We start from the raw sequence: 23,251 nt of genomic DNA on the forward strand, positions 1-23,251 counted from the left end.
TAGATAGAGCGTCCATTGGACGCTCTATCTTTTTGGAAGACACAAGGAAGTGAATCAATGCACTTGGAATGCCTTGGCACAACTGGGTTGACCCTATTTACCTCCGAGGGGCATGAAATCGAGGTATGGGAACTGGCAGCCCCGAGCGCCGAGCAGCTGAGTTCTTGGGCACGGAGCTTTCGTCAGAACTACTGCCTTGATGAAGATGTGGACAGATTGAGGGCGGGCACGGGGCTCTCGAGAGCTGATTACCTCATCAATCTCGTATTCCCCGACGAGAGCATGAAGCCGGGCCCCTCCATTCGCGCTGGTGATTTCGCTGAGCTTCTAATATCTGATTATGTTGAGATGCTTGGATATTGGGTTCCCCGAGGAAAGTATGCGGAGAAGGCATCAAGAAATGAGTCCGTAAAAGGCATTGATATATTGGGATTCAGGCATCAGGGGGTAGCTCCTGACCCGGAAGATGCCCTCCTTGCATTCGAAGTTAAAGCGCAGCTGACGGGGGTTGAATACGCCGGGAAACTACAAGTGGCGATTGATGACTCATCGAAAGACTTCTATTTGCGGCGTGGTACGACGCTGAACGCGCTGAAAAGAAGGTTAATAGATAGAAGTAGGTTTGACGAAGCTGATGCTGTATCTAGGTTTCAGAATCCAACGGATAATCCCTATCGGTATAAGTCGGGTGCCGCGCTAGTCGTGACCGGGACGGCGTATGACCAAGTTGGAATATCGCTATCTAGCGTGATGCATCACAACAATAAGCAGGATATTTCGCTGCTAGTGGTCAAGGGTGAGAACTTGATGGACCTTGTTCATCACCTCTATAGGGCGGCTGCGAATGAAGCCTGAAGCGATGAGTGAGGGGTTGCTTGCCAATACGCGGATCCTCGGTAAATTGCAGGATATTGGAATGCCGGATGAGGCAAAACTCTTTCAATCTGAGTTCATGCCCGATCCACTCCTCGTGCTTGCAATTGGCGCCTTGGGGGATGCAGCCGCTTCCGTTAATGCTGGTGTCTTCTCAGTAGAAGCGGCCAGAATGGACGCCTTGGAATTTGCTGCCAAGTTCTTTGACTCATATTTGGAAGCAAAGCTGCATGGCGATCTATTCTTGGACATATCCGTCCTTGCGTCGGCATCCTATCTGATTGCTCAGCGGCCAGGAAGCAGCCTCGTCCTCATTAAGCGCATCCAAGATTTGCCTTCGGCTCGACCTGTAATGAGGCTTCTTATATGGGTGCTGCGAGGAGAGTGGCAAAGTGTTCTGCATGCGCCGGAGCTCACGCACGATCTTCTTGAGCAGGAATTAGTTGAAGTCCACTCAGGCATCACAGCGTTCTTTCTTAGAGGGCGTGGCGATCAACACGTGGAATCCTCCCTAAGCAATCTGAGAGCCCGCTCGTACGCAATAGTCGACGACTACGACCTGTTGCTGGTTGACCTGTTGTGCGCTTGCGTGAGAATTCGTGTACACAATTCGACTTGGCGTCAGTTGCCTCTTCTTGCCGGAAGCGGTCGAGCTTCATGGCAGTCCTATCTCGAAAGTCCTCTTGCGCCAAAGGAGCTTTGGCCCTCGCAGATCAAGATCGGTCAAGCAGGCATGTTCTCGGGTAAGTCTGGTGTCGTGCAGATGCCCACGAGTGCGGGAAAGACTAAGGCAATCGAGCTGATTATTCGATCAGCATTTATTGCCAAGCGCACCAGTTCTGTCGTCATCATCGCGCCTTTCCGTGCGCTGTGTCGAGAAATTGCGGCGGCGATGCGAGAATCATTCGCGGACATCGATGTTGCGATTAATGAAGCTACTGATGCGCCGCAAATCGACTTTGTCGAGAGCTTGCAGATGAAGGTCGCATCTAGCATCTTGGTCGTGACGCCTGAAAAGTACCTCTACATGCTCAGGAATTCCCCGGAGGCGATGCCTGATGCGGGTCTTGTTGTATATGACGAGGGTCACCAATTCGATTCGGGCGCGCGTGGAGTGACGTATGAGCTGCTTGTTACGGAAATCAAATCTCTAGTCTCAAAGCAGGCCCAAGTGGTCCTTGTGTCCGCCGTGATCAAGAATGCTCACAGTCTTGCCGCTTGGCTCATCGGTCCAGATGCCGTAATCGTAGACGGGGCGGGCATTTCGCCAACCGACAGAGTGATCGCATTTGCTACGTGGCTTGAGGAGCAAGGAGGGCTTGAATTCTTCGACGTGGGACGAGACGAGGCCAAGCCTTTTGATGTTCCTGGAGTAATTCGTAGCTCCGTACTGAAAGTTAGAGCAAGAGAGCGAAAGATAAAGCTCTTTCCTGACAAGGACGGGGGTAGTGACGTTGCGCTCTACCTTGCGTTACGACTCGTCGCGAGCGGAGCAGTCGCCATCTTCTGTGGGAAGAAAGATTCAGCAGAAAAGATTGCCGAGCGCCTTCTCGAAGTATATGCAAGAGGGTTTTCGCTTCCCGACCCAGGCAGTTTTTCCGATCCTAACGAGATCGCGGCAATCAGCCTTCTGGCATCCAAGCATTTTGGGGCAGATTCCATTGAGGCTAGGTCAGCTCACTTAGGAATGCTTCTACACCACTCGGGAGTTCCAGAAGGACTCAGGCTGGCTTCCGAACACGCAGTTAGGCGCGGCCTTGTGAAGATGGTGGTTTGCACGTCTACGCTGGCGCAAGGCGTAAATTTGCCAATTCGCTACCTGATCGTCTCTTCGATCTTCCAAGGCGAGGCAAGGATGCGGACGAGAGACTTCCAGAATCTTATGGGAAGAGCTGGGCGATCAGGCATGCACACGGAGGGCACTATCGTCTTCCCTGATACTCAGGTTTATGACAACCGCTCTGAGGAGCCGTGGAAACTTAAGCGATCATTCGACCTGATAGATCCCGCTAAATCAGAAGAGCTTGGGAGTTCTCTGCGTACAATCGTGGAGGGTATTCGCGCAACTTATGCCATGATCGATGTGACGTCTTCCGCATACTTCTCCGCTTTGCTCGAGCAGGACGGGGCGAATGCTTGGGTCGAAGATTTTGCGGCCAAACACAAGCGCGCCGGGCTCGATGTTCGGGTCGTTTCGCAAGAGTTGGAGGGTAGGCGGGCGCTTCTTGCGTCCTTGCAAAGTTACTTGATGGCGAACGGACTTGCAGAGGACAGCGCATCACTTGTCGATCGTGCGAGTCAACTGGCATCGAAGACTTTGGCCTATTTCACTGCCAACGATAGCGAGAAGAGTTCACTGATTGAACTTTTTGAGGCTGTCGCCTTGGATATTGAGCGTAATGTCGGTGGTGCTGAAGATCAATTGATGTTGTCGCGCACCTTGCTCGGTACAGTTGATGCAATATTCGTTCGGGAATGGGTCGAGGCTGGGATCGAATCTTTACGGGAATGCAGGTCCGATGAGCAGTTTCTAAGGCTACTTTGGCCGCTGTTTAAGAGTACATGCAACAGCAAGTTGCTAAAAATTGCTAAGCCAGACAACGTGATGCTTCATCTAGCAGAGAAATGGGTAGAAGGGGCGAGCTATGAAGATCTGATCGCGATAGGTGCCCAGGCGACCAGGCCATGGGGAACACAGAAGAGAAAAATTACCAAGCCAGCAGTGATGGCTTTCATCGAGGGCGCGCTCTCATATGAGTGTGTATTAGTCACAGGCGCGGTGAGGACGCTTCTCGATAAAATGGGCGCTGAAGAGGATGCGCTCCGAGCACTGGACGTATTTCAAAAGCGCTTAAAGTACGGACTTCCGGACATGCTCTCTATCTCAATCTATGAGGCTGGATATTCCGATAGAGTCGTTTCGCTGTCTATTTCCTCTGTGCTTCGCGAGAAGGGGTATCCCCTAGATACATTTAATCGTGCGCTCGTTAACAGTTCCAATATTCGAGAGGCCATTGAGGATTATCCCTCTTACTTTAGAAGCGTAAGTATTAACAGGACTTGAGATGCAATTGCCTGGTCTCAAGCGCGTCTCGCCTGATCATCGGATTGCCTTTCGCTAAGAGCAGAATTTGGCTATGGACTGTACCAAGTGGACGGTTTTTGGACGCCTGACGAACGCAGGAGATCGTAGGGCTTGGCTGCTCCAGCGGCCTCGGGATCGAAGGTGCTCAATTTCCTTTCCAGTTTTCTGGAGCCCAACCCGCGCTAGCTTGGTTTGCTGCGCGTCGAAATGGTGAGACTAGGTATCCCTATGCCGTAGATGGTGCTACGCGGTCAAACATCATGTCTAGTCTCGGATCCAAGAACACGAAGCCGGAATGGCGGGTGATGAGTTAGTTGCGCGGACGGATCTTTATCTGTACTACGCGTCGCCACGACCCTCTTGGAGAGCCTGATCTGGCCATCGCGGATCATCACGATGTCTCCGTCGTACACACTTCTGACACGGGCGTTTCGGTCTCATGTTCCTAGATCAGCGCGCACTCTCAACCCGGCTGCTAGTTAGGGCGGTGCGTCGGGTGATCTATGACTAAGAGGAGAAGGCCATGGACATCGTGTCCAGAGAGAAGCGCGCTCTCATGATGTCGGGTATAAAAGGGAAGAACACCAAGCCCGAGCTTATTGTCAGGAAGTACCTACACGCTTGCGGACTTCGCTATCGGCTTCATGACAAGAAACTTGTAGGGTCGCCGGACCTTGTGTTCACGCGTCACAACGTAGTCGTCTTTGTCCATGGTTGTTTCTGGCATCGCCACCGCGACTGCCGATACGCAACAACACCTGGTACGAGGCGTGAGTTCTGGATCAGCAAGCTTGAAAAAAATCGTACCCGCGACGAGGCGTCACAACGAGCATTGTTGATGAGGGGATGGCGAGTCGCGGTGGTATGGGAGTGTGCCCTGCGCCGCTCAAGTGAGACGACGCTGGCTGCGCTTCACGACTTCGTGCTGTCAGATAGATCGTTCCACGAATTCTCCTCTGATCAAGATCCCAGTGCCGAATAGACAACATCAGCAATCTGTCTTGCCATCCACGGCGGCACTGCATTGCCTACTTGACGGAACTGAGCGCCCCGAGATCCCTCGAAGAAATAGTTGTCGGGGAAGGTCTGAAGACGCGCCGCTTCCCGAACAGATAGGCTCCTTAATTGCGCAGGATCAGGGTGGATAAAATAGTGCCCATCCTTCGAAAGATGGCTGGTTACAGTGGAGCTGGGGTGTTCCCACGCCTGGACTTTAAATCGATCGACAAATTTGCCGCTGGTCCAATTCTCATGATTGGGATGCATCGCCTCGGGGAACTCTGAAGATCCTCGAGGGGCGCGACCATGGATCTTGGTAAATGCGGACGCATAGCCATAACGGACCAAGTCCATCCACATGTGTGGGCGGACCTCATGATTGAGGATGTGCCCAAGTCGCTGGTCCAGAAGCCAAGACTTCAGATGTTCAGGCACACTGTCTGCCGACGCTGCTTTGGGCATGGACCTCCCGCCCGGACCGGCATCTGAGCTCGCCACAAGCTTCGCCTGGTCCTTGAGCTCCCGACTGACCTTCGCATCGTCCGAAAGCTCGGCCGCATGCCGTAGCACTTCACGTGCGGCGGCAGGCCAATCATCGAACTCGACATTGGTGATCCCGCTTCGGAGCTTTGGCATGCCGGCCAGAACATCCCCGACGCCGTACTGGCCCGCAGCGCGCCGAATCTGGCGTACCGAACCGATCTCGACATCCTCACGAACACCGAAAAGGACAACACGGTGACGCGCTTGAGGAACCCCGAGCTCTTCGGCCCTCAGGATGTAACGGCGCCCGTCCTCATCATCAAATAGTCCATTTTGCTCCTCAACGAGCGGCAGTATTTTGTACTTCGGCCCATTCCGTCCGCCTGGAGCACGGAGATCTTCCAGAATGCGCGGGAACATGAGCTCCCCGCCCACCTTCGACGACAGTATGCCCTTTACGTTCTCCATTACGAACGCAGCAGGCGAGTAGTTCCTCAGAATTTTCAGGTAGTGCTTGTACAGGAAGTGCCTGGGGTCCTCCTCCGCCTTGTAGCCCACAACGCCGCGATTTCGGGCGCGCCCTACCAGGGAGTAGGCTTGGCAGGGAGGTCCGCCTATAAGGACCCAAGGATCGCCCTCTGCCGCAACCTCGCGGATACGGGCATGCAGCTCCTTGTCATCGGCCGGCTCGCCCAGTTTCAGCTGTCGTGCTTCGTGGCCGGCAGCCGCCCACTGACTCTCAGTCGCATCCGTCCACGGCGCTGCGGCTCGACCGGCAACGTAGTCGTAGTAGCTAGTAGGCGCCTTCCCCGGAGCGAACTGCCTGTAGAAGGCGCGCAGACGGAGAGTTTTGGCCGCATTCACTTCCATCTCTGCCGAGATGGCGATCTTGAACGGTTGATGCCTGGCGTTTCGAGGTGCCGTGTAGGCAGAAAATCCTTCGCCCAAGCCACCTGGGCCAGCGAAGATGTCGACTACTGGGATGTGCATGCCTGACTTCACAAGAATGAGCAGGGCGCCCATGCGCCCTGGAGCGGCGCCAGGATCGCACGCTCGGGGCCGCAATTCAACCAAAACTAGCTGGCAGGGGAGGATAGGCCAGCTGCTTCCGAAAACACCAATCCAACCGCAGCAGTCAGCTCATCTTCATCCAAAATACTCAGCTCGAAAACCTGATACCCCAGGCGCAGAATCTTGATCGCGTGCCGCATCACGCCTTCCATCGCCGCCTTGCCCACGGCACTACTCGACAAGATCCACTGGCGTGCAATCGCTTGCGCAAGAATGGGGTTGCCCCCTATTGATGGACGTTCAAAGATGGCGACATGCGCGTCCTCGGTGAGTGCTCTCAGCAGCCTCCATCGGTCTACGCCCGCGTCCTCACCAAGGTCGAGCGCCCGCGAGCGCATGTGAAGGCGCTGGAGCGTGTTACGAGCGCCTCCGTGGAAGCGATCCTCAGTAGCACTGGGAAAACGCCAGCGAGCCACATCAGGGAGGAGTGCCGTGGTCAGGTATGCCCAGACGTCATCTCTCAGCCCCTCCGCGCCGGATAGCTCCTGCACAGCAGCGAGCGCAATAGCTGCATCGCGATCAAACTTCGCTCTGACCGTTAGGCCCGATGAAGAAGGAAATCCACATTCGATAGCCACAGCGCGTATCAAGTCGGCGATCGTAGGCGACGCACGCTGAGCACGGACACCGCCGCTTGCAGCATAGCTTGTGAAAGACGCATGTTCGTTCAAGTAGGCTAAGGCGTCTTCGGACACGAACTCTGGGCTCAAGTCCCTCAAAACGCTGTTAACTCCAACCCGGGACAGTCGCGGTAGTAGATCAACGCTCGTCAAGATCTGTCTCCCATATCCGCCACCGCAATCATTGCGGCATTAAACGCCCCTGGGTTGTTGTGGAGCAGCCGGACCAGTGAGGCGACTCCGTTTTCGTCAGGGAACGCCTGGTGAAGCCAGTGCCGCAGGACCCCGCCGACGGATCCTTCCTCGAACAGATCAAAATCAAGCTCATCGGTGTTGTGCAGAAGAACGGTGGAGCACATCTGAGCAGCTACGCCACCCAGAACCGCCTGGACGGTGAGGCGCTCACCCTGCGTGAATCGCTCAAGGAAGAGTTCATCATCGGAGTTCACGTACAGCACCACCTTTGACGAGAAGTCACCGAAGAGATCTTCCGGGCGCCAGTCCACATACCATGGTGCGAACTGATGGGGCTTGTCTGCGAACGCCGCTTGAAAGCTGATGGACGAAACAGGGAATCTCGCATTGCCACCGTCCTCGATGATGACGTCCAATTCCTCGCGCCACAGCCGGGAGCCCTTTGCGACTGGAGAGAGTTCCGACGCCGAGGCAGAGGATTTCAGCAGAATGATGTCCAGACGGGCTATCAACTGTGCCGAGAGGGACTGTCCTGGAACGAGAACCTCGAACAAGGCCGACGTCGAATCCTTCGAGAGCCGATGGCTGGCAATATTCCGAACCAATCGAGGAAGGTGACCTTGACCAGTACCGATACTCAACTGCGCGAGCGCCAACCAGTCCCCGTCTCCAAAACCAATGCCCGCTGATGCAGCCTCCCAGTCGACAGTGACGCTGCCGCTCAAGGTCAGGTCCCTGGCGTAGTCCCAGTCCTCCAGAATCTCCGTTGCCGGGAACAGCGGCAAGCCCACGTCCCCAATATGCCATCCGGTAAATTCGATGGCTTCATCAGGTATGCGAAGGAAAGGGTAAGCGATTCGGCTCATGACTCAACTCCTTCCAGGATGCGAGCCCCAGCCGTAATAGCGGCACCTTCGACAAGTCTGATCGATGCGGTGATCTGACCCTCCAGAAGGCCCACTGCAAGCGCATTGTCAGCGGTCATCAATCCATGGGAGGGTAACGCGACGCATTGAACCGTGGGAATCAAGTGGTCTGGCACGCCGACCGCATCGATTCCACCGCCGTCAACGACCAGCTTGGGTTCAATCAACACTGAGATGGGCCCCTTGCTTCCATCGTTAAAAAGATCGGCATGGAAGTTGGCAACGCGGCTGCCATCAGCTGCGATCGAAAGGCCAATCATTTCGAGTGCTGTAACGCGAACGCCCTTCTTCACTGAAGCGGCGATGCGCCCAGGCGCGGTCGGTTTCCCTGCGCCACGCGAGCTGACGGGACCAAGGAACTTTCCCATCTGTCCAGAGGTCGCAGCAAGGCTTGGTCCACCTGCATCGGCAGAGCGTTCAAGTGATCTGACAGGGACAAAGTTATCCGCGTGAATACGCAAATCCCGCATTCCCACGCGCACCATTGTCTGTTGCCTCCCTTTCGGAAGGTTATTTGGAACCCAGTCGTCGTGAGTAGGAGGTTCAGCTTGAGCAAATGCCTCTTCCACCTCTGGGTCTTTGGAGCAGACAAAGACACCCGCCCATTCCAAGGTGGGATCTGGATAGGCACTCCCTCGGATGTACTTGACCACAAGCTCCACCGGCCGCATCACCGCGATGTGGGATGAGTTCACCAAGACATCGGAGCTGCCCGGTGCACAAAGCGGATGGCGAGGCGCGGATAAACCGGGCGCGAACGCAAGGCGGCCAAGGTCCTTGGCTGGACGCTGCGACTTGATCTTGTGAAGGTTGGCGCTTCCAGTACGCACATCCGCCAATGCCCTGCAGAACAGATCAAGTGGAGGGAATGCTTCAGGGCTAGGCATCTCGATCGTTTCGCCGTCGATCTCGATCGTCACATGCAGGCGTCGATCCGCATTCGTCGTCTGTGCCATTCTTGGCCAAAAATTCAGCAGTACACAGGTAACGAGTTCCGGCCCGAGCTTCTCAAGCGAAGAGAAGTCCAACTCTGGATCAAGGATGACAATTGATGTACCGCTGTCTGTCTCGGCCCTAGGGAAGATGCCAAGCGACTTGCTGAGCGCGATGGCGTTCTCATCTGTAGCAGGAGCAATACTGTCACCTTCACCAGACATGCCCCACCAATGACGTCCCGTGAATCGCCTGGGCCCTGGAGTTGAAGAATCAACGTCGAATGCATCACCCAGATGACACGCCATGAAGCGCCTTACCGGCCGGCCAAGCTCAAACGTCTGGCTATCGACAAGGACTAGAGAGCAGGTGCTCATTCCATACAGCGAGCTTTTGCCGTAACCGTACGTACCTCCACCCTGATGGCTATCACGCGCTGCACCAACATTCTTGAGAAAGTTGACGAAGTTCGCTCGCTCATCGGGCGCTGGAGGGACATCGGCTTCGGTTGGCCCGGACAGGCCCACAGTGCCAAAGTCCGCGATCTCCAAAACCCAAAGCTCCTCCTTCTCAGTGGAGTTTTGCAGCGCGTCGCGGGACGCAAGCCCTTGTGGGAGAGTCGCGAGGACCACCCCGGTCAGGGCAGCTCGCTCTTCGATGCGAAGTCGCCGGAGCCTGATCCTCGCCTCCGGTGCAAAGCCGGGCAGGGTTGCGTCAATGACGTTCTGAAGACTCTCACGAACAAGAGTTTGTAAAAGATCGAGGTTTGGACGCCCGAGCAGACGCTTGAAACCCTCGCCCGCAAGGTTCCCATTCTTCGAGAACGGCTCGCTATAAAGATTCAAATTCATTCAAAGACGGCCCTCAAGACGTCATCGTGGTGAGCGACCGGCAGCATCTGTTCTACTGCCGCCGACAGATCAACGGTGTACTCGATCTCGCTGATGCCAGGCGGGGTCGAGCCATCTGCGGTGGACGGAAGCATGAGGCGTGGAAAGCGGTCGTTCACCGAGTAAAGGCTCATACCCTCAAAGGAGAACTTGGCCGCGTTCCATTCTGGCGCCAACGGATCATTGCAGCCAAGCGAGGCCAGGCGAGTGAGAAGCATGGTTGAGGGAACACCAACCGCTACGAGTTCGTTGTATAGCGCTGCTACGTGAATGTTGCCTGCCTGAGAGCTCTCCAGCACGACATGAGCCAGCCAAAGTGGGGCATCTGACGGAGGACAGAGCTGCTCAATGCCATGAATACGAATGGTCGTTCGCTGCTTGTAGCCTGTTGATTTGACTTCGAGGGCGCCATGCCTTCCGCGGAAGTCATGGCGTTGCCCCGTAGGTCCGGTCCACGACTCAACAGCGGTCGAGCTTCTCTTGGCACCTTCGAGTAGCATCATCAGCTCGCCAAGGAGTCCGACTAGACTATTCCTGCTAATGCTCTGGTCTTGGCTTTCCGCCAGCAGCGCGCGGTAGTCCTCGATAGTGCTCTTCACTGAATCGACAGGCGAAGTGCCCGCAGCGATACGTGACACCATCTCTGTACAAAGCTCACCGAAAAGCTGATGTAGCCGAGGCTCACGCAGACTGATATCCAAATACACGGAAGCAGCACCGTCCAGGGAGAGGCGGGAGATGCGGACCTCGACGCTAGGCCCGCTCAGCGTACTCACCTGCAGGTTGGCGGTAGAAGATGCTATGGGGACAAGAAGCCGGGGGCTTGCCATCTCTGTAAGGGCGAAGCGGACAGGGCCGAAACCCGTATCCGCGTCGCCGGCGACTGTTGAAACTTCAGCTCGTGTATCTCCGCGACTACGTTCGCGAAGACCCAGCCAGTGCTCATGAGGAGTCTTAGGCATCGGCGTCTTCATGCTCGTTGGAGGCATCGTCCTCCAGCTGATCAGGCGTAGGGACGCTTAGCTCCACGCTGTAGTAGCTGCCGGATTTGTCTCTGTTGCCCGGAAATACAAAGCCGAGGCCGATGAGAGGTCCCCTTGCATCGAGTGGCACACGGCGATCCGTAGCCTTCATGGGTGCGGATAGCTGATCGATCGGATACACAAGCAGCAGCGGGACGTCAGCGCGCAACAGCTTCAATTCATCCCAGCTCGACGAACCCTTCGCTTTGGCTCCAGCAACGTCTTCCAACACGTCGTGCTTGGACATCAGCGCCTTGATGTCGGCATAGTCCGATGGCTCGCGCAGACGAGAACGAATGAACGGTACGATGTCGCCGATCTTGCCAAGCGAGACGGGTTCCGCTTTACCATCCGCGCTCATGATGGCGACGTTCCATGCGGGCATCCGCCCAGCCGATGCATCCAGGTAGCCTAGTAGCAGCTCTTTGTTCAGGTTGAGCTGCTTATCGCACATGCTGTAGCTCACCAGGAACTTGCGGACTACCGCCATGGGCACCTTTGCAAAGACGCGAGGCTTTACCCTCTGATAGCCTTCGCTTACAAGGTGATCAACCAGAGACGAGGCGGCCTGCCAGTTTTTCAGGACTACGTCGCTATCCTTATGATTGAATCGGGTGGTCTGTTCATGCTTCCCATCGAAGCTGATGCTGGTCCTGATTACATGCCTCATCTTGGCTGCAGAGGTGATGGCCAACCCAGGGATTGAGCGAACTTTCACAGCGAAATCCAGGGGGCTTACTTCGGCCGTCCTGTAGACAGAGATCTCTTTTCGGATCTCTTCCTCAACCTGAGCTAGGGCCCGGAAGTTGGATATGAGATCCGTTGTCGTCCAAAGTCTCGGCAAGTCCTCGTAACCCTTTCGGAAGCCAAACCAGCGGCCCATCTGAAGGAGTGTGTCGTATTGCTGAGAGGTTCTCAGGAAGAAGGATACGCAAAGGCCTTCGAGTGTGAGACCGCGAGCAAGGACAGAGCCGCCGACTACAATGTAGGTTCTGGCACCGTTCGTAAAATCGAGACGTTCCAAGCTCTCCCCGTTCTCCACCACGAGTTCTAGCGCATCTAAAACCTCGCCAAGGGCGTCTTTAAGTGACGATTCGAGGTAGTCCGTCGGTGCGTCCGCAGAGAGGGGGCTTCTGACAATCTCTTCAGCAAAAACGTCTCTCAAGAGCTGCCCGGCAGCGCCGCTGACGGACCTGATTTCATCGCTATTCTTCGAAATCCACGCTCGAATCGCCTTGTCCATGTTCTCATGCTGTGCCACATACGCAGACGTATGTACCAGCATCGTCATGTGGTCATTCTGTTGCCCGCGCGTCCTGCGAATGGCGCATGAGATCAGGAACCAGGCGATGGCCTTCTGTAGCTGAAGCGTTACATCCGGCATGAAGGACTTGTGGGCGCCCTTTCCCTTCGGCGTCAGTTTTCCTAGCTCCTCAGGGGGAATCGAGCGGAACATGTCCCGTCCAAAATCTACTTCATCATCATCGGCTGAAGTGTCGGAGCTGCCAAACACCTCAAGTGTGCCGAAATACCCTTTGGGGCGCGGAAGCGCAGTGATGAAGTCCTCGGGGTACAGGTCGTCCAGCTTGTCTGCTCTGTCCGGGAACGGATTGATGAACACGTTGGCGAATGGCGTTGCTGTGTAACCAACGTAAGAGACGCACGGCAAGGCAGCAATCAACCGCCGAATTGCCTCGTTGATGCGCGTCATTTCTTCGTCGTCGGCGCCGGCATTGACGGATGCCTGATCGCACTCATCGTCAATGATCAGCGCCTTGAGCTTCCGCATGATTGGTGGCGGCGTTCTAGTGACAGTCTCGAGCAGCTTGTCGAGCCGCGTCGATTCTTTCTTCATCACCACCAACTGGGCGCCGCCCTTGTGCGGCATGACAAACTGGTCATTGGCAGGTTTGATGAAGTCGCCGGCGTCCTCAGTCGTTGTGTACATCTGCCACAGCGTTCTGTGTCTTTCAACTACATCGCTTTCGATGCGCCTCTGGGTTTGCGCACGAAGCTTGTTCGTCACGCCACCGAGCAAAATTATCAAGTTGTAGCCAGCATCAACGGCCTTTGCGATGACCGCGGTCATGTTTGCCGTCTTGCCTGATTGGACATAGCCGACCACCAGGCCCCGGCATTGGAATGAGTCGTCCGCAGGATTGGCGAGCAGCGATACGATCTCCGACGATGACTCGTCAAGTGACTCGGATGCGTCCTTCCAGTTCTTGACCTCCCGGAGGTAACCCAACAGAGCTGGCCAATGCCTGTCTTGTTCTGACGGACCGGTATACCAAGCCGGTTTAGGCTTGATCAGTGAGTTCTTTCGCAGAACTTCAACTTTCTGGAACGATGCCCGAACGGCTTCTGTCGCTGCCTGGAAATTCGCCTCAACATCCGCTGGAAAGACCCCCATGACCACTTCGAGAGTTTGGCGAAGGGCCTGTACGGCATTATCCAAAGTATCGTAGCTCGGGAGCTTTGCCCGAATCATGTCCGAAAAAGCGTCAACCTGGGTCTTCAAGACGGCATCCTGCGCTGTCGGGGGCAACAGAATGCTGGGCTGGATGTGCCCCCTGCAGCATCCATGCCCTTCAGAAAAGTCTGCAGCGTTTAGTGGGCTGTGACTCGCTATTCCGATTGTCATCGACTGTGGCTATCTACGCAACCGAGGCTGGACGGGTGAGAAACTTCCAGGACCCTAGGAACATCTGCGAAGGGCAATGATCCTGAAGAGATATGCGCACTTGGGCCTCTGGTGGGTAGAGCTGTCGCGTGTCCTTTCAAGGTGACCCTGACTCGATCCATGGTGACGCAAGTGGCACGTTAGTTGCTTGGATGCCCCAAGGCGTCTATGCAGGAGAGCATTAGCGCGAGCGCTGGCGTCGCTGATAGCACCCCTGCAGCCGCTTCTGAGGCGCCACTAGGTCATTTGCGACGCACCAAAGGCTTAGTCAACCAACCTCAGCCAGATCAACAGCAACAAGCAATTTCCCATCCTCAGCACCAACGCGCATGGTGTTCATCGGAGCGTAGAAACTCCTCTAGCAGGAAAATGTTGGACGTCTCTTTGTCGGGAGGGTGGCTAATACAACACCCTCGTGGAAATACGCCCGCCGGTTCCTGCTAGACGGTTTCTAACCTCCCGACGCCCTTGCCATCCCGGCAAGGGCAAGCCCTGCAGGAGGTCCAACATGTTGACGCCGTGGGAAGACGAACCCGATGACGCGCGCCCCAAGCGCAAACCCTACGCCCGCCCCGCACGCAGCTACCGGGTAGGCGCGCTGACGTACCCGGATCGCGAAGAGTGCGGTCCCACCGAGATTGTTCCCTACCTCAAGCTGCGCGGCCGCTGGCTGGACAAGCTCGGCTTCGACGTGGGCGCTCGCCTGAAGGTGGAGGCCACGCACGGCAGCATCACCCTTACGGTGGTGGAGCGGCCGGTGGTGGTGCCCCCAAAGATCCCCAGGAAGTTGCAGCGGCAATCCCGCTGAGCGGCAGCGCCCACCCGCGCGGTGGGCCGCTGTACGGCCATGGCCCGCCAGCCCGTGCAGGGCCCATGGCCAGATGGCGCCGGTGCGTGCGGGGGTTCGGCAGCACCGCGCGATGACAGGCAAACGCGAGCACATCGCTGCACGTCTGGTGCGGTGTGGCTGTGCATTGTGTTTCACTACCCAGCAGTGGGAGCAACTCATGAGTAAGAGTGTCTTCATGCAGCTACAGATGGAGGCCGGCTTGCGCGCCAGCTTCCAGGAAGCGGCCGAGCGCCAACAACGACCCGCCGCACAGGTGCTGCGGCAGTTGATGCGGGAGTACGTGGCCACGCAGTCCGATGCAGAGGCGGTCGCTGTGGGCCGAAAGCTTGAAGCGGTGAGACGCGCAGCGGCGTCGGTGGCGCTGGATGCGCCGGCGGTGGGCGAGGCGCCGTTGGAGGAGGCGCCGGGGGTTTCGAGCGGTGACCGGGATTTGGAGGAGATGGCACGGCGGCAGCAGGGGTGGGGATGCTGTCCGTTTGGTGTGGGGTGAGGGTCGAGGAGAACTCCCTATAGGGAAGGAGGGCGCTGCGCCGCCGCCGTCCTTCCCGTTTACGATATCTACCGAGGCGCGCCCTCGACAGGTGTTAGAGTGGGTGCTGAGGCGAACAAGGACGCCTTGAGAACAAGTCTTGGCGTTGATGACGCACAATGCCGGAGTTCGATCGGCCAGTAGCCCGATACGAGGCTGACGAGACGTTCACCATATTCCTTGATACAAGCAAACGGGTGAGTCATGACTAATTTCTCGGTCGACTTCGTCAGTTTGAACAACTTCGAGTCGCTCGCGGCGGAGATTTCATTCCGGTCTCAGATCCTCTGTCGTATTGATAGGGAGAGCGCGATGGCGTACTCGAGGTTGAGTTCTTCTACCTTGCGAAAATTGTGGAATTCGATGCAAGGATGAAATTCCCGCTACCGGATTTCCTCAGCGTAGTCGAGGAGGTGTGCTCGGAGCCCCGACAGATTCCAAGTTGACGGTGGCCCGGGGTGCCCGCCGTGGCGCCATGAAGGAAGCACCAGTGGGTGTAAGGGTTTTCCTATACCTATCCTAGTAGTCTGGGCGGCACACTATTGCGGGGCCGATGCAGCGCGGCGGGTGGGTCGATCGCGTCGCATGGAGAAGGTGGCATGGCGGAGGATGCGGCGTGCTTTCCAAGCGGCGGACGGGGCTGAAGAAGATGATGCTGCGGTAGCAGGCGGGAGCTTCGTGCACTCCGTCTTGGAAGGCGTCGGTGAAGTACGGGCATCTCAGTGAAATTGAAGTGCAAGAATATGGAAGTGCTGAACCACCACATCCCGTTTAGCGGATCGATCTTGTACTCAAATGACGAGCGCGACAGAGTTTAGGCTAACGTATGATGAATGACGAGGCAGCGGCTGCGATAAAGAGGGATCCCCATCATGACAGTTTTTAATCCTCCCGTTCCTGCGAAGCTGCTTGAGAAGCTAAGGGAGTACCCGGATCATATAGATCGTCTTCAGGAGGTTCTGAACGTAGTCGCGGCAGAACCGCCTTCGATCATACCTCGGCTGGAACGTGCCACAGAGGCGCTACAAGGGCGGTTGGGCACTTTTATGTCCGAGGCAAGGCGTGAACTCGAGCAAGCAAAGGCCAGTGGCGACCCCACTTTGATTGCAGCGGCAGAAGTAAAATTCAGCTTGATGTCGCAGGTGCGACTGAAGCACGTTTGGATTAGTGATGAGGGATTTTTGCAGTATTTCGAAGGCGCATAAGGATATGCCAGGATGGCTTCTGCGAATGATGCATTAACGAAAGAGGAGCATGCTCGGATACTTCGGGAGCAGATCTTTCCTCAGTACAATCTTGACTCACTTGCTTCCCACGAAAAGCCTGTGGCTGTCATATTGGGCGGGCAGCCTGGGTCGGGCAAAGGTGGACTGTCAAGGGCAGCAAGCGCTGAGCTGGGCCGCGATGTCATCACGGTAGATCCTGATGAACTTCGCGACTTCCATCCAAATGTTGACAATTTCCGCCGCGAAAACCCGCTCACTTGGTCCGGTCGGACGCATGCAGATGCGGGCGCTTGGGCTGATGAGTTGTTGGAAGCTAGCGTCTCTGAAAGAAAGAACCTGATCTTTGACACCACCCTGAGCAACGGCCAATGGGCATCCGAATCGCTGATCAAGGACCTGCAGAGCAAGGGCTACCAAGTCGAAGTTCGAGTCGTAGCTACCCCCTTGCTGGAAAGCGAGCTGGGGGTTGATCGACGGTTCACCGACAGGCTGGACGCTGAAGGATACGGTCGGCATGTTCCAAAAGGCGCGCGTGACGCTATCTACAACAAGATACCGGCGAGCTTGGACACGATCCACGCCGGTAGTGATGTTGTCATTCGAATCTTTAACCGCGAGGGTAAAGAGCTCTACGACAGCCGCATCGACCCGCGTCAGCCCGGTCAAGCACTCGACGAGGAGCGCAATGCACGGCTCCGTGATCCTGAGGTATCACAACGTCTACGTGGTGAGTGGGCTCGACAGGCGGAGTGGCACCGTGACCTGCCGGAGCATGCAAAGGACATCCCGGGCATGGATGCCGGTACGCGGGGCAGACTGCTCCGAGAGCAGGCAGACGCAAATAGCGTGCAGTTTGCAGCGCTCCGCGCGGAGGGCAGCGCCACCATCGACGAACTTGTCCGTCCCGGCGCGCCTCCAGCCCGTGCACCTGTCATTGATCCGGAAATCCCTGGCTTAAGGCGCGCAGGCGCAGCAGCAGGCATGGCGGGTCTCGGACTTTTGGCCAGCGCCTACGACGCGCACGAGACTGGCCAACGTGTCGGCGAGCTGTTGCAGGAACAGAACGCAGCTGCGGCTGGTTCGGAACTGAAGCATTTTGCCGCGCGCGGTGTCGGCGGGTGGACCGGCGGCGCGCTGGCAGCCAGCTTGGTAGGAAGTACCGGGGCAGGCCCACTCGCACTTGTGGCTGCAGATGCTTACCTCTTTTCCAAAGCCTTCGAGAAAGCGGCAACGCTGCATGACAGCAATGCGGTCTACCATCAGCGCGACAAAGCGGGCGTAGATTGGGAGTTCAACGGCCGTAACTGGGTGCGGGAGGCATCCTTGGACCGTACGCAGGATGGCGTGAACAATCCGGTCAAGCACGATGTAAGCGCGAACTATGAGAAGGCGCGGGAGCTGGGTGCATATGCGAGCGCTGCCGCCGTAGAGCAAGCACTCGGCAAGGTGTCGGCGCCTCAGGACCCCTTCAATATCCCAGCGAGGCCCGGCGATCAACGCGGCTTGGATAATCAGAACTGGCAGCGGGATGCCCAGAGTGAGCAATGGGTTCGCCAGGTAAAGACCGGAGTTGAGGGGGCCAACGACCGGAGCATCTATGCCTCTGAGATGGCGACGCCCTCGCGCTCTCGGGAGTTGGACCAAGAGGCGATACGCCGCATCGAGAGCAACATTGCAGACGGGCGCGAGGCGGTGGCGGCCGCTTATCTGCAGACGCATGCGGTGCTGCGGTCCCAGGACTTCATCGATGCGATCCCGCCCGCAGTGGAGTACGCCAAGGCAGAACCGGATGCAGTGCTCGGGTCTGACAGAATTCTCCACCGCCGAAATGCGGCGGGGCAATGGCTTCACGAGGGGGTTGTTGCGAGCGGCAATCTGGCTCTTGAGCTTGAACTCACTCGGCAGCTTCGTCAGCCTTGGTTGGAGCGTGCAAACGAAACACTTGCCGAGCTTCAAACACGGCCAGCACCATCTCCTGCCGAGATGGAGCGGAACGAGCTTCTCCACCGATACCAGACGTACGGTGTGCGCGTGCCGGAAGATTGGGTGCCCGCTATCGAGTTGGCGACCCAGCGCTCACGCGATTCCCATGGCGTTACCGGAGCGACGCTGCAGGAGCTGGAGCGTGGCGAGATGGGCCTGTTCGGCGCCGACAGTGGCATCGTCCATTACCAGACCGGCCCTGACGGCATAGCGCACAAAGTTGCTACTACCAGCCCTGACGAGATTAGACACGCCCATAGCGAGTTGGCCCAGCGGGTCGACCGCCCACCGGTTCCGGACTCCCCAGAGCTACGCATCACCGCACTATCGGCCCAAGAGCGCGATGCCCACGAACAGGCACTGCGCGAGGCGAACCGTGAGGGACTCTCCATCGGCGAGGCGCAACAAGTCGCCGCCGCCGCTGCGCTGGGCATAGCTGATCAGCGCATTGAAGAGGCGTTGGCGCCGGAGGCGCAGCAGCGGGAGTCGGGACCTGTAGAGGCGACCGTTCCTCCGGCAATGGCCGCCGCCCCGATACCGCCAATCAGTGCACCGCTCCCCAAGGAGCCCGATCGTGCGCAGCCTTCTGAGATGGATCGCCACGACGAAGCACGCCGCACCGAGGCGGAGCGGGCGCAGGCGTCGAGAGAAACCGAGGAATCCGATCTGCGCCAAGCCGTCGACACGGCAGACGAGGTGGTCAGACAAGTGCCGCAGGCGCAGACCAATCATCCGGAGACAGCTGAAGCGCCGCCCATGTCTCCTACTGGCTCCAGTGCTCCCGACGCAATGAACCTCCAGCCCGCCCATGTGGAGCCAGGCGCTGCCGTGCCAGCTGCGCACGAGCCGCAGCGCGGATCTGAGCCGGAGGCGGTCACCATTGCCAACACCCATCAGCTCCCACCTCAGATCACTGAGCCGCAGCCCATCGCTGACCAGCTTGCGAGTGACTGGCAGCCGGCAAACGAGGATTCCCGCGAGCAGATGCAGTCGCTTGCGGAAGAAGCGATTCCACTACACCACTTCACCCAACCATCGACTGAAGCCGAGCTGGAGCAGACCGCCCAGCCGCCTGTGTCCAATCGCGAAGAGAGCTACGCCCAAGATGCCCTGCTGCGGCAGGCAGAGCAGGCAGGGCAGCCGATCTCCAGCGAAACAGAGCGCGAGGAACTTGCAGATATTCCCCCGGCCGAGCCACTCGACGTTGCGCGCTTGCCTGAGCAACAGCACGCCGCGCCAGCGAAGCTGTCACCCGCGCACCCGGACCACCCGGACAACCGACTCTACGAGCAGATCCGCGAGGGAGTAGCCGAGTTGGACGCCCAGCACGGCCGCACACCCGATGCGATGAGCGAGCGCCTGACCGGCAGCCTGCTCGTACTGGCGAAGGACAACGGGCTGGACCGCGTCGACCACGTGGTGTTGAGCCAAGCGACGGCCGATGCCCGGTCCGGGCAGAACGTGTTCGTCGTCCAGGGCGAGATGGGCGATCCGGCGCAGCTGCGTGCAGGGATGTCGACCCAACAAGCCGTTACCACGCCCTTGGAAGAGTCCATGCAGCAGTTCGATGCGGTGGCAGAGGAGCGCCAGACGCGTGCGCAACAGCAGGCGCTGCAGCAGCAGGACGAAGACCAACGCGTGCAGCACGAAATGCAGATGACGGCTGCAAGCATGGGTGGCTAGGTGCGGCCACTACAGCGTTCAAGGGTGTGCGAGACCCAGGGCGCGCTCGTTAGCGCGTGTGTGAGCGAACCCGTTCGGAGCCAAGTTGCGCTCCAGGCGCTGATTGCGTCACCTCACCGGAAGGTTCATTTCACACCAACCGGGATGCAGCGATCATGGCGGGCGGGGCAGGGCAGCAACCCGCCTCGTAAAACCGCAGGGTCGTTCACGCAAGAACTGTGGAATGGCCGCACGCCGGAGTAGCCTGATAGCTGTTGCCTTTGGCAACTGGCCCTGTGAAAGATAAGTTCCACTTCACTCGGCCTGCCTACTCGATTCATGGTGGAGGTGGAGCTTCGAAACTCCACGACATATGACGAGAACGACGTGCAATACGTCGGGAGGGCGGCTAATAAAACACCCCCGGAAGGGGGGAATAAGCCCGCCGATCATATGCGGTTTCGAACCTCCCGACACCCTTTCGCCCCCACGGGCGAAAGCACCTCCCGTCAGGAGTGGCCAACATGCACGAACCTCTGAATCCGGCTACCCCAACAGTCGGTATGGCCGTAGCGCAGTCCTCCATCCCGCTGCATGCGCGGTGCACGCCATGACCATGGAGAACGCCCACTTCACCCTCGCCGAGATCTTCGACGCCTTCCACCGCTCCTCCGAGCTGTGTCGCCCCATCTGGCGGGCCTCCTTTGAAATCTGCTGCATGGCGCTGGGCCTGAACCCCGCGCGGGAATGGGAGCGCCAGGTCCGGCGAGCGCGTCAAGGAGACAGCGAGGTGCATTGAGTCCTTCGGCCCAGCCTTCGAGGCAGAACGCAGACTTGCTGCCCCTTCACCCGCCTATGCGATCATCCCCACCAAGGACCGCCATTCGACAATCGAACGGCGCGGGGCAAGGGTCGGTTTCAGACAGGGCTGAGTGAGCATGGAGCACAACGAACACTACACGGTGACCATTTACCTGGCCGCGCCGGGCACACCGCTCGAGGGCGGCGGCACCGCGCTCATGGGGCACATGTACCTGCAGACCGCGCACGGCGCGCAGCGGGACAGCTACGGCTTCGGCCCGGCCCCGGATGCGGCCTCGGGCGTGGTGTCCTACACCGATGCGGATACCTACAAGGATCCCTACTACGCCCGCACCCTGGAGATCACCCGGGAACAGTTCGACAGGATCCGCGCGTTCGGCGCGCATCCGGCCGCGCACGGTTTCAACATCAACGGGCCGGTGTTCACCAGCAGCTGCGTGGATTTTGCTTGGGCCGCACTCGGCCACGCCGGCATCCACCGGCAGACCGGCGCCGATACCGACCACGACAGCGAGTTCGCGGTGCTGTTCAACCAGCCGGAAGTGCAGTGCATTGCAGCACCGGTCCCGGGCAGCGCACTGAATACCGAGCACCACAACCCGCTGCCCGAGCGCGATGTGTGGCAACGCCGCCTGGCCGAGATGGAACGGCAGAAGGCCGCGCGCCGTCCCGCGCCGCCGCCGGCGACACCGGCCGATCCCGCCCACCCGGACCACCGCCTGCTGACCCAGCTCAACAGCAAGGTAGCCGAGCTGGACGCCGCCAACGGCCGCACCTTCGACGCCACCAGCGAGCGCATCAGCGCCAGCCTGCTGGCCCTGGCCAAGCAGAACAACCTCTCCCGCGTGGACCACGTGCTGCTGAGCAGGCGCACCGAGGACAACGCAGCGGCCGAGAACATCTTCATCGTCCAGGGCGACCGTGATGACCCCGCGCACCTGCGGGCGAGCATGCCGACCGAGGTAGCGGCCAAGACGGCGGTGGATGAGTCGTTGAAGCGGGCGAAGTGACATAACGGCGCGCGCTGCAGGTGCCGCCATGACGCGGCCCTGCCGGACGTGACGTCTTCAGCCTGCTACCATGCCCGAGCCATAGCCAGCCTGCCCTGCACGAACCGCTGCACGGGCCGGCCGTTGTACAACGGCCCCGCGAGCCAGGACACCCCCGTGCCCATCCAAGGAAGCTCGCATGCACCCTCGTTCCGTTTTCCGTTCGGCCGCCCTGGCCCTCGCCGTCAGCCTGACCCTCGGCGCGCCGTCCGCGTTCGCCGCTGACACCGCCGCGCCCACCTCGGCCGCTACTGCCGCCGCCGTCCAGCGCAAGCCCATCGCCCAAGGACTGTACGAGCTGGCCTTCAGCCCGAAGCAAAACGCCGTGTTCGTCGCCTCCTCGGGCGGCTTCGGCGATGCCGCCGGCCCGGCGCAGGTGCTGCGCCTGAACCCGGAAACCCTCGCCGTTGAAGCCCGCATTCCGCTGGAGCGCAAGGGCTTTGGCGTGGTGCTCGATGACGCCGGCGACCGCCTGTATGTCGGCAACACCGTGGACACCTCGGTCACCGTGGTCGACACCGCCGCGAACAAGGCCATTGGCACCGTGCAGCTGATGGAGAAGGTGGTGGGCAAGGATGGCAAGGCGTCCTATACCCACGACCTGCGTGAGCTGGTGGTCGATGCGCCCAACCACCGCCTGTACGTCACCGGTCACTCCGGCGACGGCAGCGTGCTGTTCGTGGTCGACACGCAGACGCTGAAGGTGATCAGCACCATCCCCGGCCTGGGCAACGCCAAGGCGCCGGGCCTGGCGCTGGATGCCAAGGGCAAGCGCGTGTACACCTCCAACCTGCTGGCCGAAGTGGTCACCGTCGGCACCGACAGCGGCAAGGTGGAGACGCGCTTCAAGGTGGGTGCCGAGCAGCCGATGAACATCGCGCTGGACCCGGCCGGCAAGCGCCTGTTCGTCACCGACCAGGGCTCGGAGATGATCCGCAAGTACCAGGCCAGCAGCTCCGGTTTCACCTCGTCGCACCCAGGCCAGCGCGTGCTGGTGATCGACCGCGGCACCGGCAAGGAACTGGCCAGCATCGCCACCGACGCCGGTCCGCTGGGCATCCTGCTGGATGCACCGCGCAAGCGCCTGTACGTGACCAACCGCGACGGCGGCACCGTCACCGCCTACAACAGCGATACGTACAAGCCGGTGGCGACCTACGCCGTGCCGACCCACCCGAACAGCCTGGCGTTGGATGCCAAGAACAACGTGCTGTACGTGTCGGTGAAGAATGGCGAGAAGGACGCCAAGGGCAGTGAGGAGTCTGTGGCGCGGATTGCGCTGTAACGGCTGCCATCATCAACATGCCCGGCTGTGGGAACGCAGTCGGGCATGGCAAGTGCTGGGGTGAC

Annotated in this window: 16 protein-coding genes; 10 read left to right on the forward strand and 6 right to left on the reverse strand. The window is 58.6% G+C overall.

Annotated elements, in window-relative coordinates:
* Positions 1-57: 57 nt before the first annotated feature.
* The 3 genes from NR101_RS12275 to NR101_RS12285 all read left to right on the forward strand — a co-directional run bounded on the left by NR101_RS12275 (position 58) and on the right by NR101_RS12285 (position 4,940).
* Entirely contained in the window at positions 58-855 is a 798-nt protein-coding gene (locus NR101_RS12275) for a virulence associated protein (protein WP_256775083.1), read from the forward strand.
* Positions 845-3,937, forward strand: coding sequence for a DEAD/DEAH box helicase (locus NR101_RS12280; RefSeq protein WP_256775084.1), 3,093 nt, complete (start codon positions 845-847; stop codon positions 3,935-3,937). Before NR101_RS12275 ends, NR101_RS12280 begins: the two co-directional genes overlap by 11 nt.
* A gap of 544 nt (positions 3,938-4,481) precedes the next feature.
* Positions 4,482-4,940: a very short patch repair endonuclease gene (locus NR101_RS12285; protein WP_256775085.1), complete on the forward strand. Its 459-nt coding sequence runs from the start codon at positions 4,482-4,484 to the stop codon at positions 4,938-4,940.
* On the opposite strand, the gene dcm is transcribed toward NR101_RS12285, so the two are convergent.
* The 6 genes from dcm to NR101_RS12315 form a co-directional block, all read right to left on the reverse strand.
* Positions 4,919-6,463 (reverse strand): DNA (cytosine-5-)-methyltransferase, encoded by a 1,545-nt coding sequence (gene dcm, locus NR101_RS12290; RefSeq protein ID WP_256775086.1) that lies wholly within the window; start codon positions 6,461-6,463, stop codon positions 4,919-4,921. The genes NR101_RS12285 and dcm overlap by 22 nt on opposite strands.
* Before the next feature lie 53 nt (positions 6,464-6,516).
* Complete coding sequence (locus tag NR101_RS12295; protein ID WP_256775087.1) at positions 6,517-7,206, reverse strand: hypothetical protein; 690 nt, start codon at positions 7,204-7,206, stop codon at positions 6,517-6,519.
* A gap of 74 nt (positions 7,207-7,280) precedes the next feature.
* Entirely contained in the window at positions 7,281-8,192 is a 912-nt protein-coding gene (locus NR101_RS12300) for a hypothetical protein (RefSeq protein WP_256775088.1), read from the reverse strand.
* Entirely contained in the window at positions 8,189-10,036 is a 1,848-nt protein-coding gene (locus tag NR101_RS12305) for a hypothetical protein (RefSeq protein ID WP_256775089.1), read from the reverse strand. Before NR101_RS12305 ends, NR101_RS12300 begins: the two co-directional genes overlap by 4 nt.
* Positions 10,033-11,049: a PD-(D/E)XK motif protein gene (locus tag NR101_RS12310; protein ID WP_256775090.1), complete on the reverse strand. Its 1,017-nt coding sequence runs from the start codon at positions 11,047-11,049 to the stop codon at positions 10,033-10,035. Before NR101_RS12310 ends, NR101_RS12305 begins: the two co-directional genes overlap by 4 nt.
* On the reverse strand, positions 11,030-13,618 hold the full coding sequence (locus NR101_RS12315; protein ID WP_256775091.1) for a Z1 domain-containing protein: 2,589 nt from the start codon (positions 13,616-13,618) through the stop codon (positions 11,030-11,032). Before NR101_RS12315 ends, NR101_RS12310 begins: the two co-directional genes overlap by 20 nt.
* Before the next feature lie 670 nt (positions 13,619-14,288).
* Here NR101_RS12315 and NR101_RS12320 point away from each other — a divergent pair.
* The 7 genes from NR101_RS12320 (at position 14,289) to NR101_RS12350 (ending at position 23,186) form a co-directional block, all read left to right on the forward strand.
* Positions 14,289-14,588: a SymE family type I addiction module toxin gene (locus tag NR101_RS12320; RefSeq protein ID WP_256775092.1), complete on the forward strand. Its 300-nt coding sequence runs from the start codon at positions 14,289-14,291 to the stop codon at positions 14,586-14,588.
* 199 nt (positions 14,589-14,787) lie between these two features.
* On the forward strand, positions 14,788-15,120 hold the full coding sequence (locus tag NR101_RS12325; protein WP_256775093.1) for a hypothetical protein: 333 nt from the start codon (positions 14,788-14,790) through the stop codon (positions 15,118-15,120).
* A gap of 911 nt (positions 15,121-16,031) precedes the next feature.
* Complete coding sequence (locus tag NR101_RS12330; RefSeq protein WP_256775094.1) at positions 16,032-16,364, forward strand: hypothetical protein; 333 nt, start codon at positions 16,032-16,034, stop codon at positions 16,362-16,364.
* Positions 16,365-16,376: 12 nt separating this feature from the next.
* A complete protein-coding gene (locus NR101_RS12335) occupies positions 16,377-20,051 on the forward strand; it encodes a zeta toxin family protein (RefSeq protein ID WP_256775095.1) in 3,675 nt (1,224 codons plus the stop codon).
* 589 nt (positions 20,052-20,640) lie between these two features.
* Positions 20,641-20,829 (forward strand): hypothetical protein, encoded by a 189-nt coding sequence (locus NR101_RS12340; protein ID WP_256775096.1) that lies wholly within the window; start codon positions 20,641-20,643, stop codon positions 20,827-20,829.
* A 139-nt stretch (positions 20,830-20,968) separates the two neighbouring features.
* Positions 20,969-21,862, forward strand: coding sequence for an XVIPCD domain-containing protein (locus NR101_RS12345; protein WP_256775097.1), 894 nt, complete (start codon positions 20,969-20,971; stop codon positions 21,860-21,862).
* 178 nt (positions 21,863-22,040) lie between these two features.
* The gene (locus NR101_RS12350; RefSeq protein WP_256775098.1) at positions 22,041-23,186 is read left to right on the forward strand and encodes a YncE family protein; all 1,146 of its coding nucleotides are present in this window, start codon (positions 22,041-22,043) and stop codon (positions 23,184-23,186) included.
* The last annotated feature ends 65 nt before the right edge of the window (positions 23,187-23,251 follow it).

Source organism: Stenotrophomonas sp. Ste86 (assembly GCF_024519465.1).
Lineage (GTDB): Bacteria > Pseudomonadota > Gammaproteobacteria > Xanthomonadales > Xanthomonadaceae > Stenotrophomonas.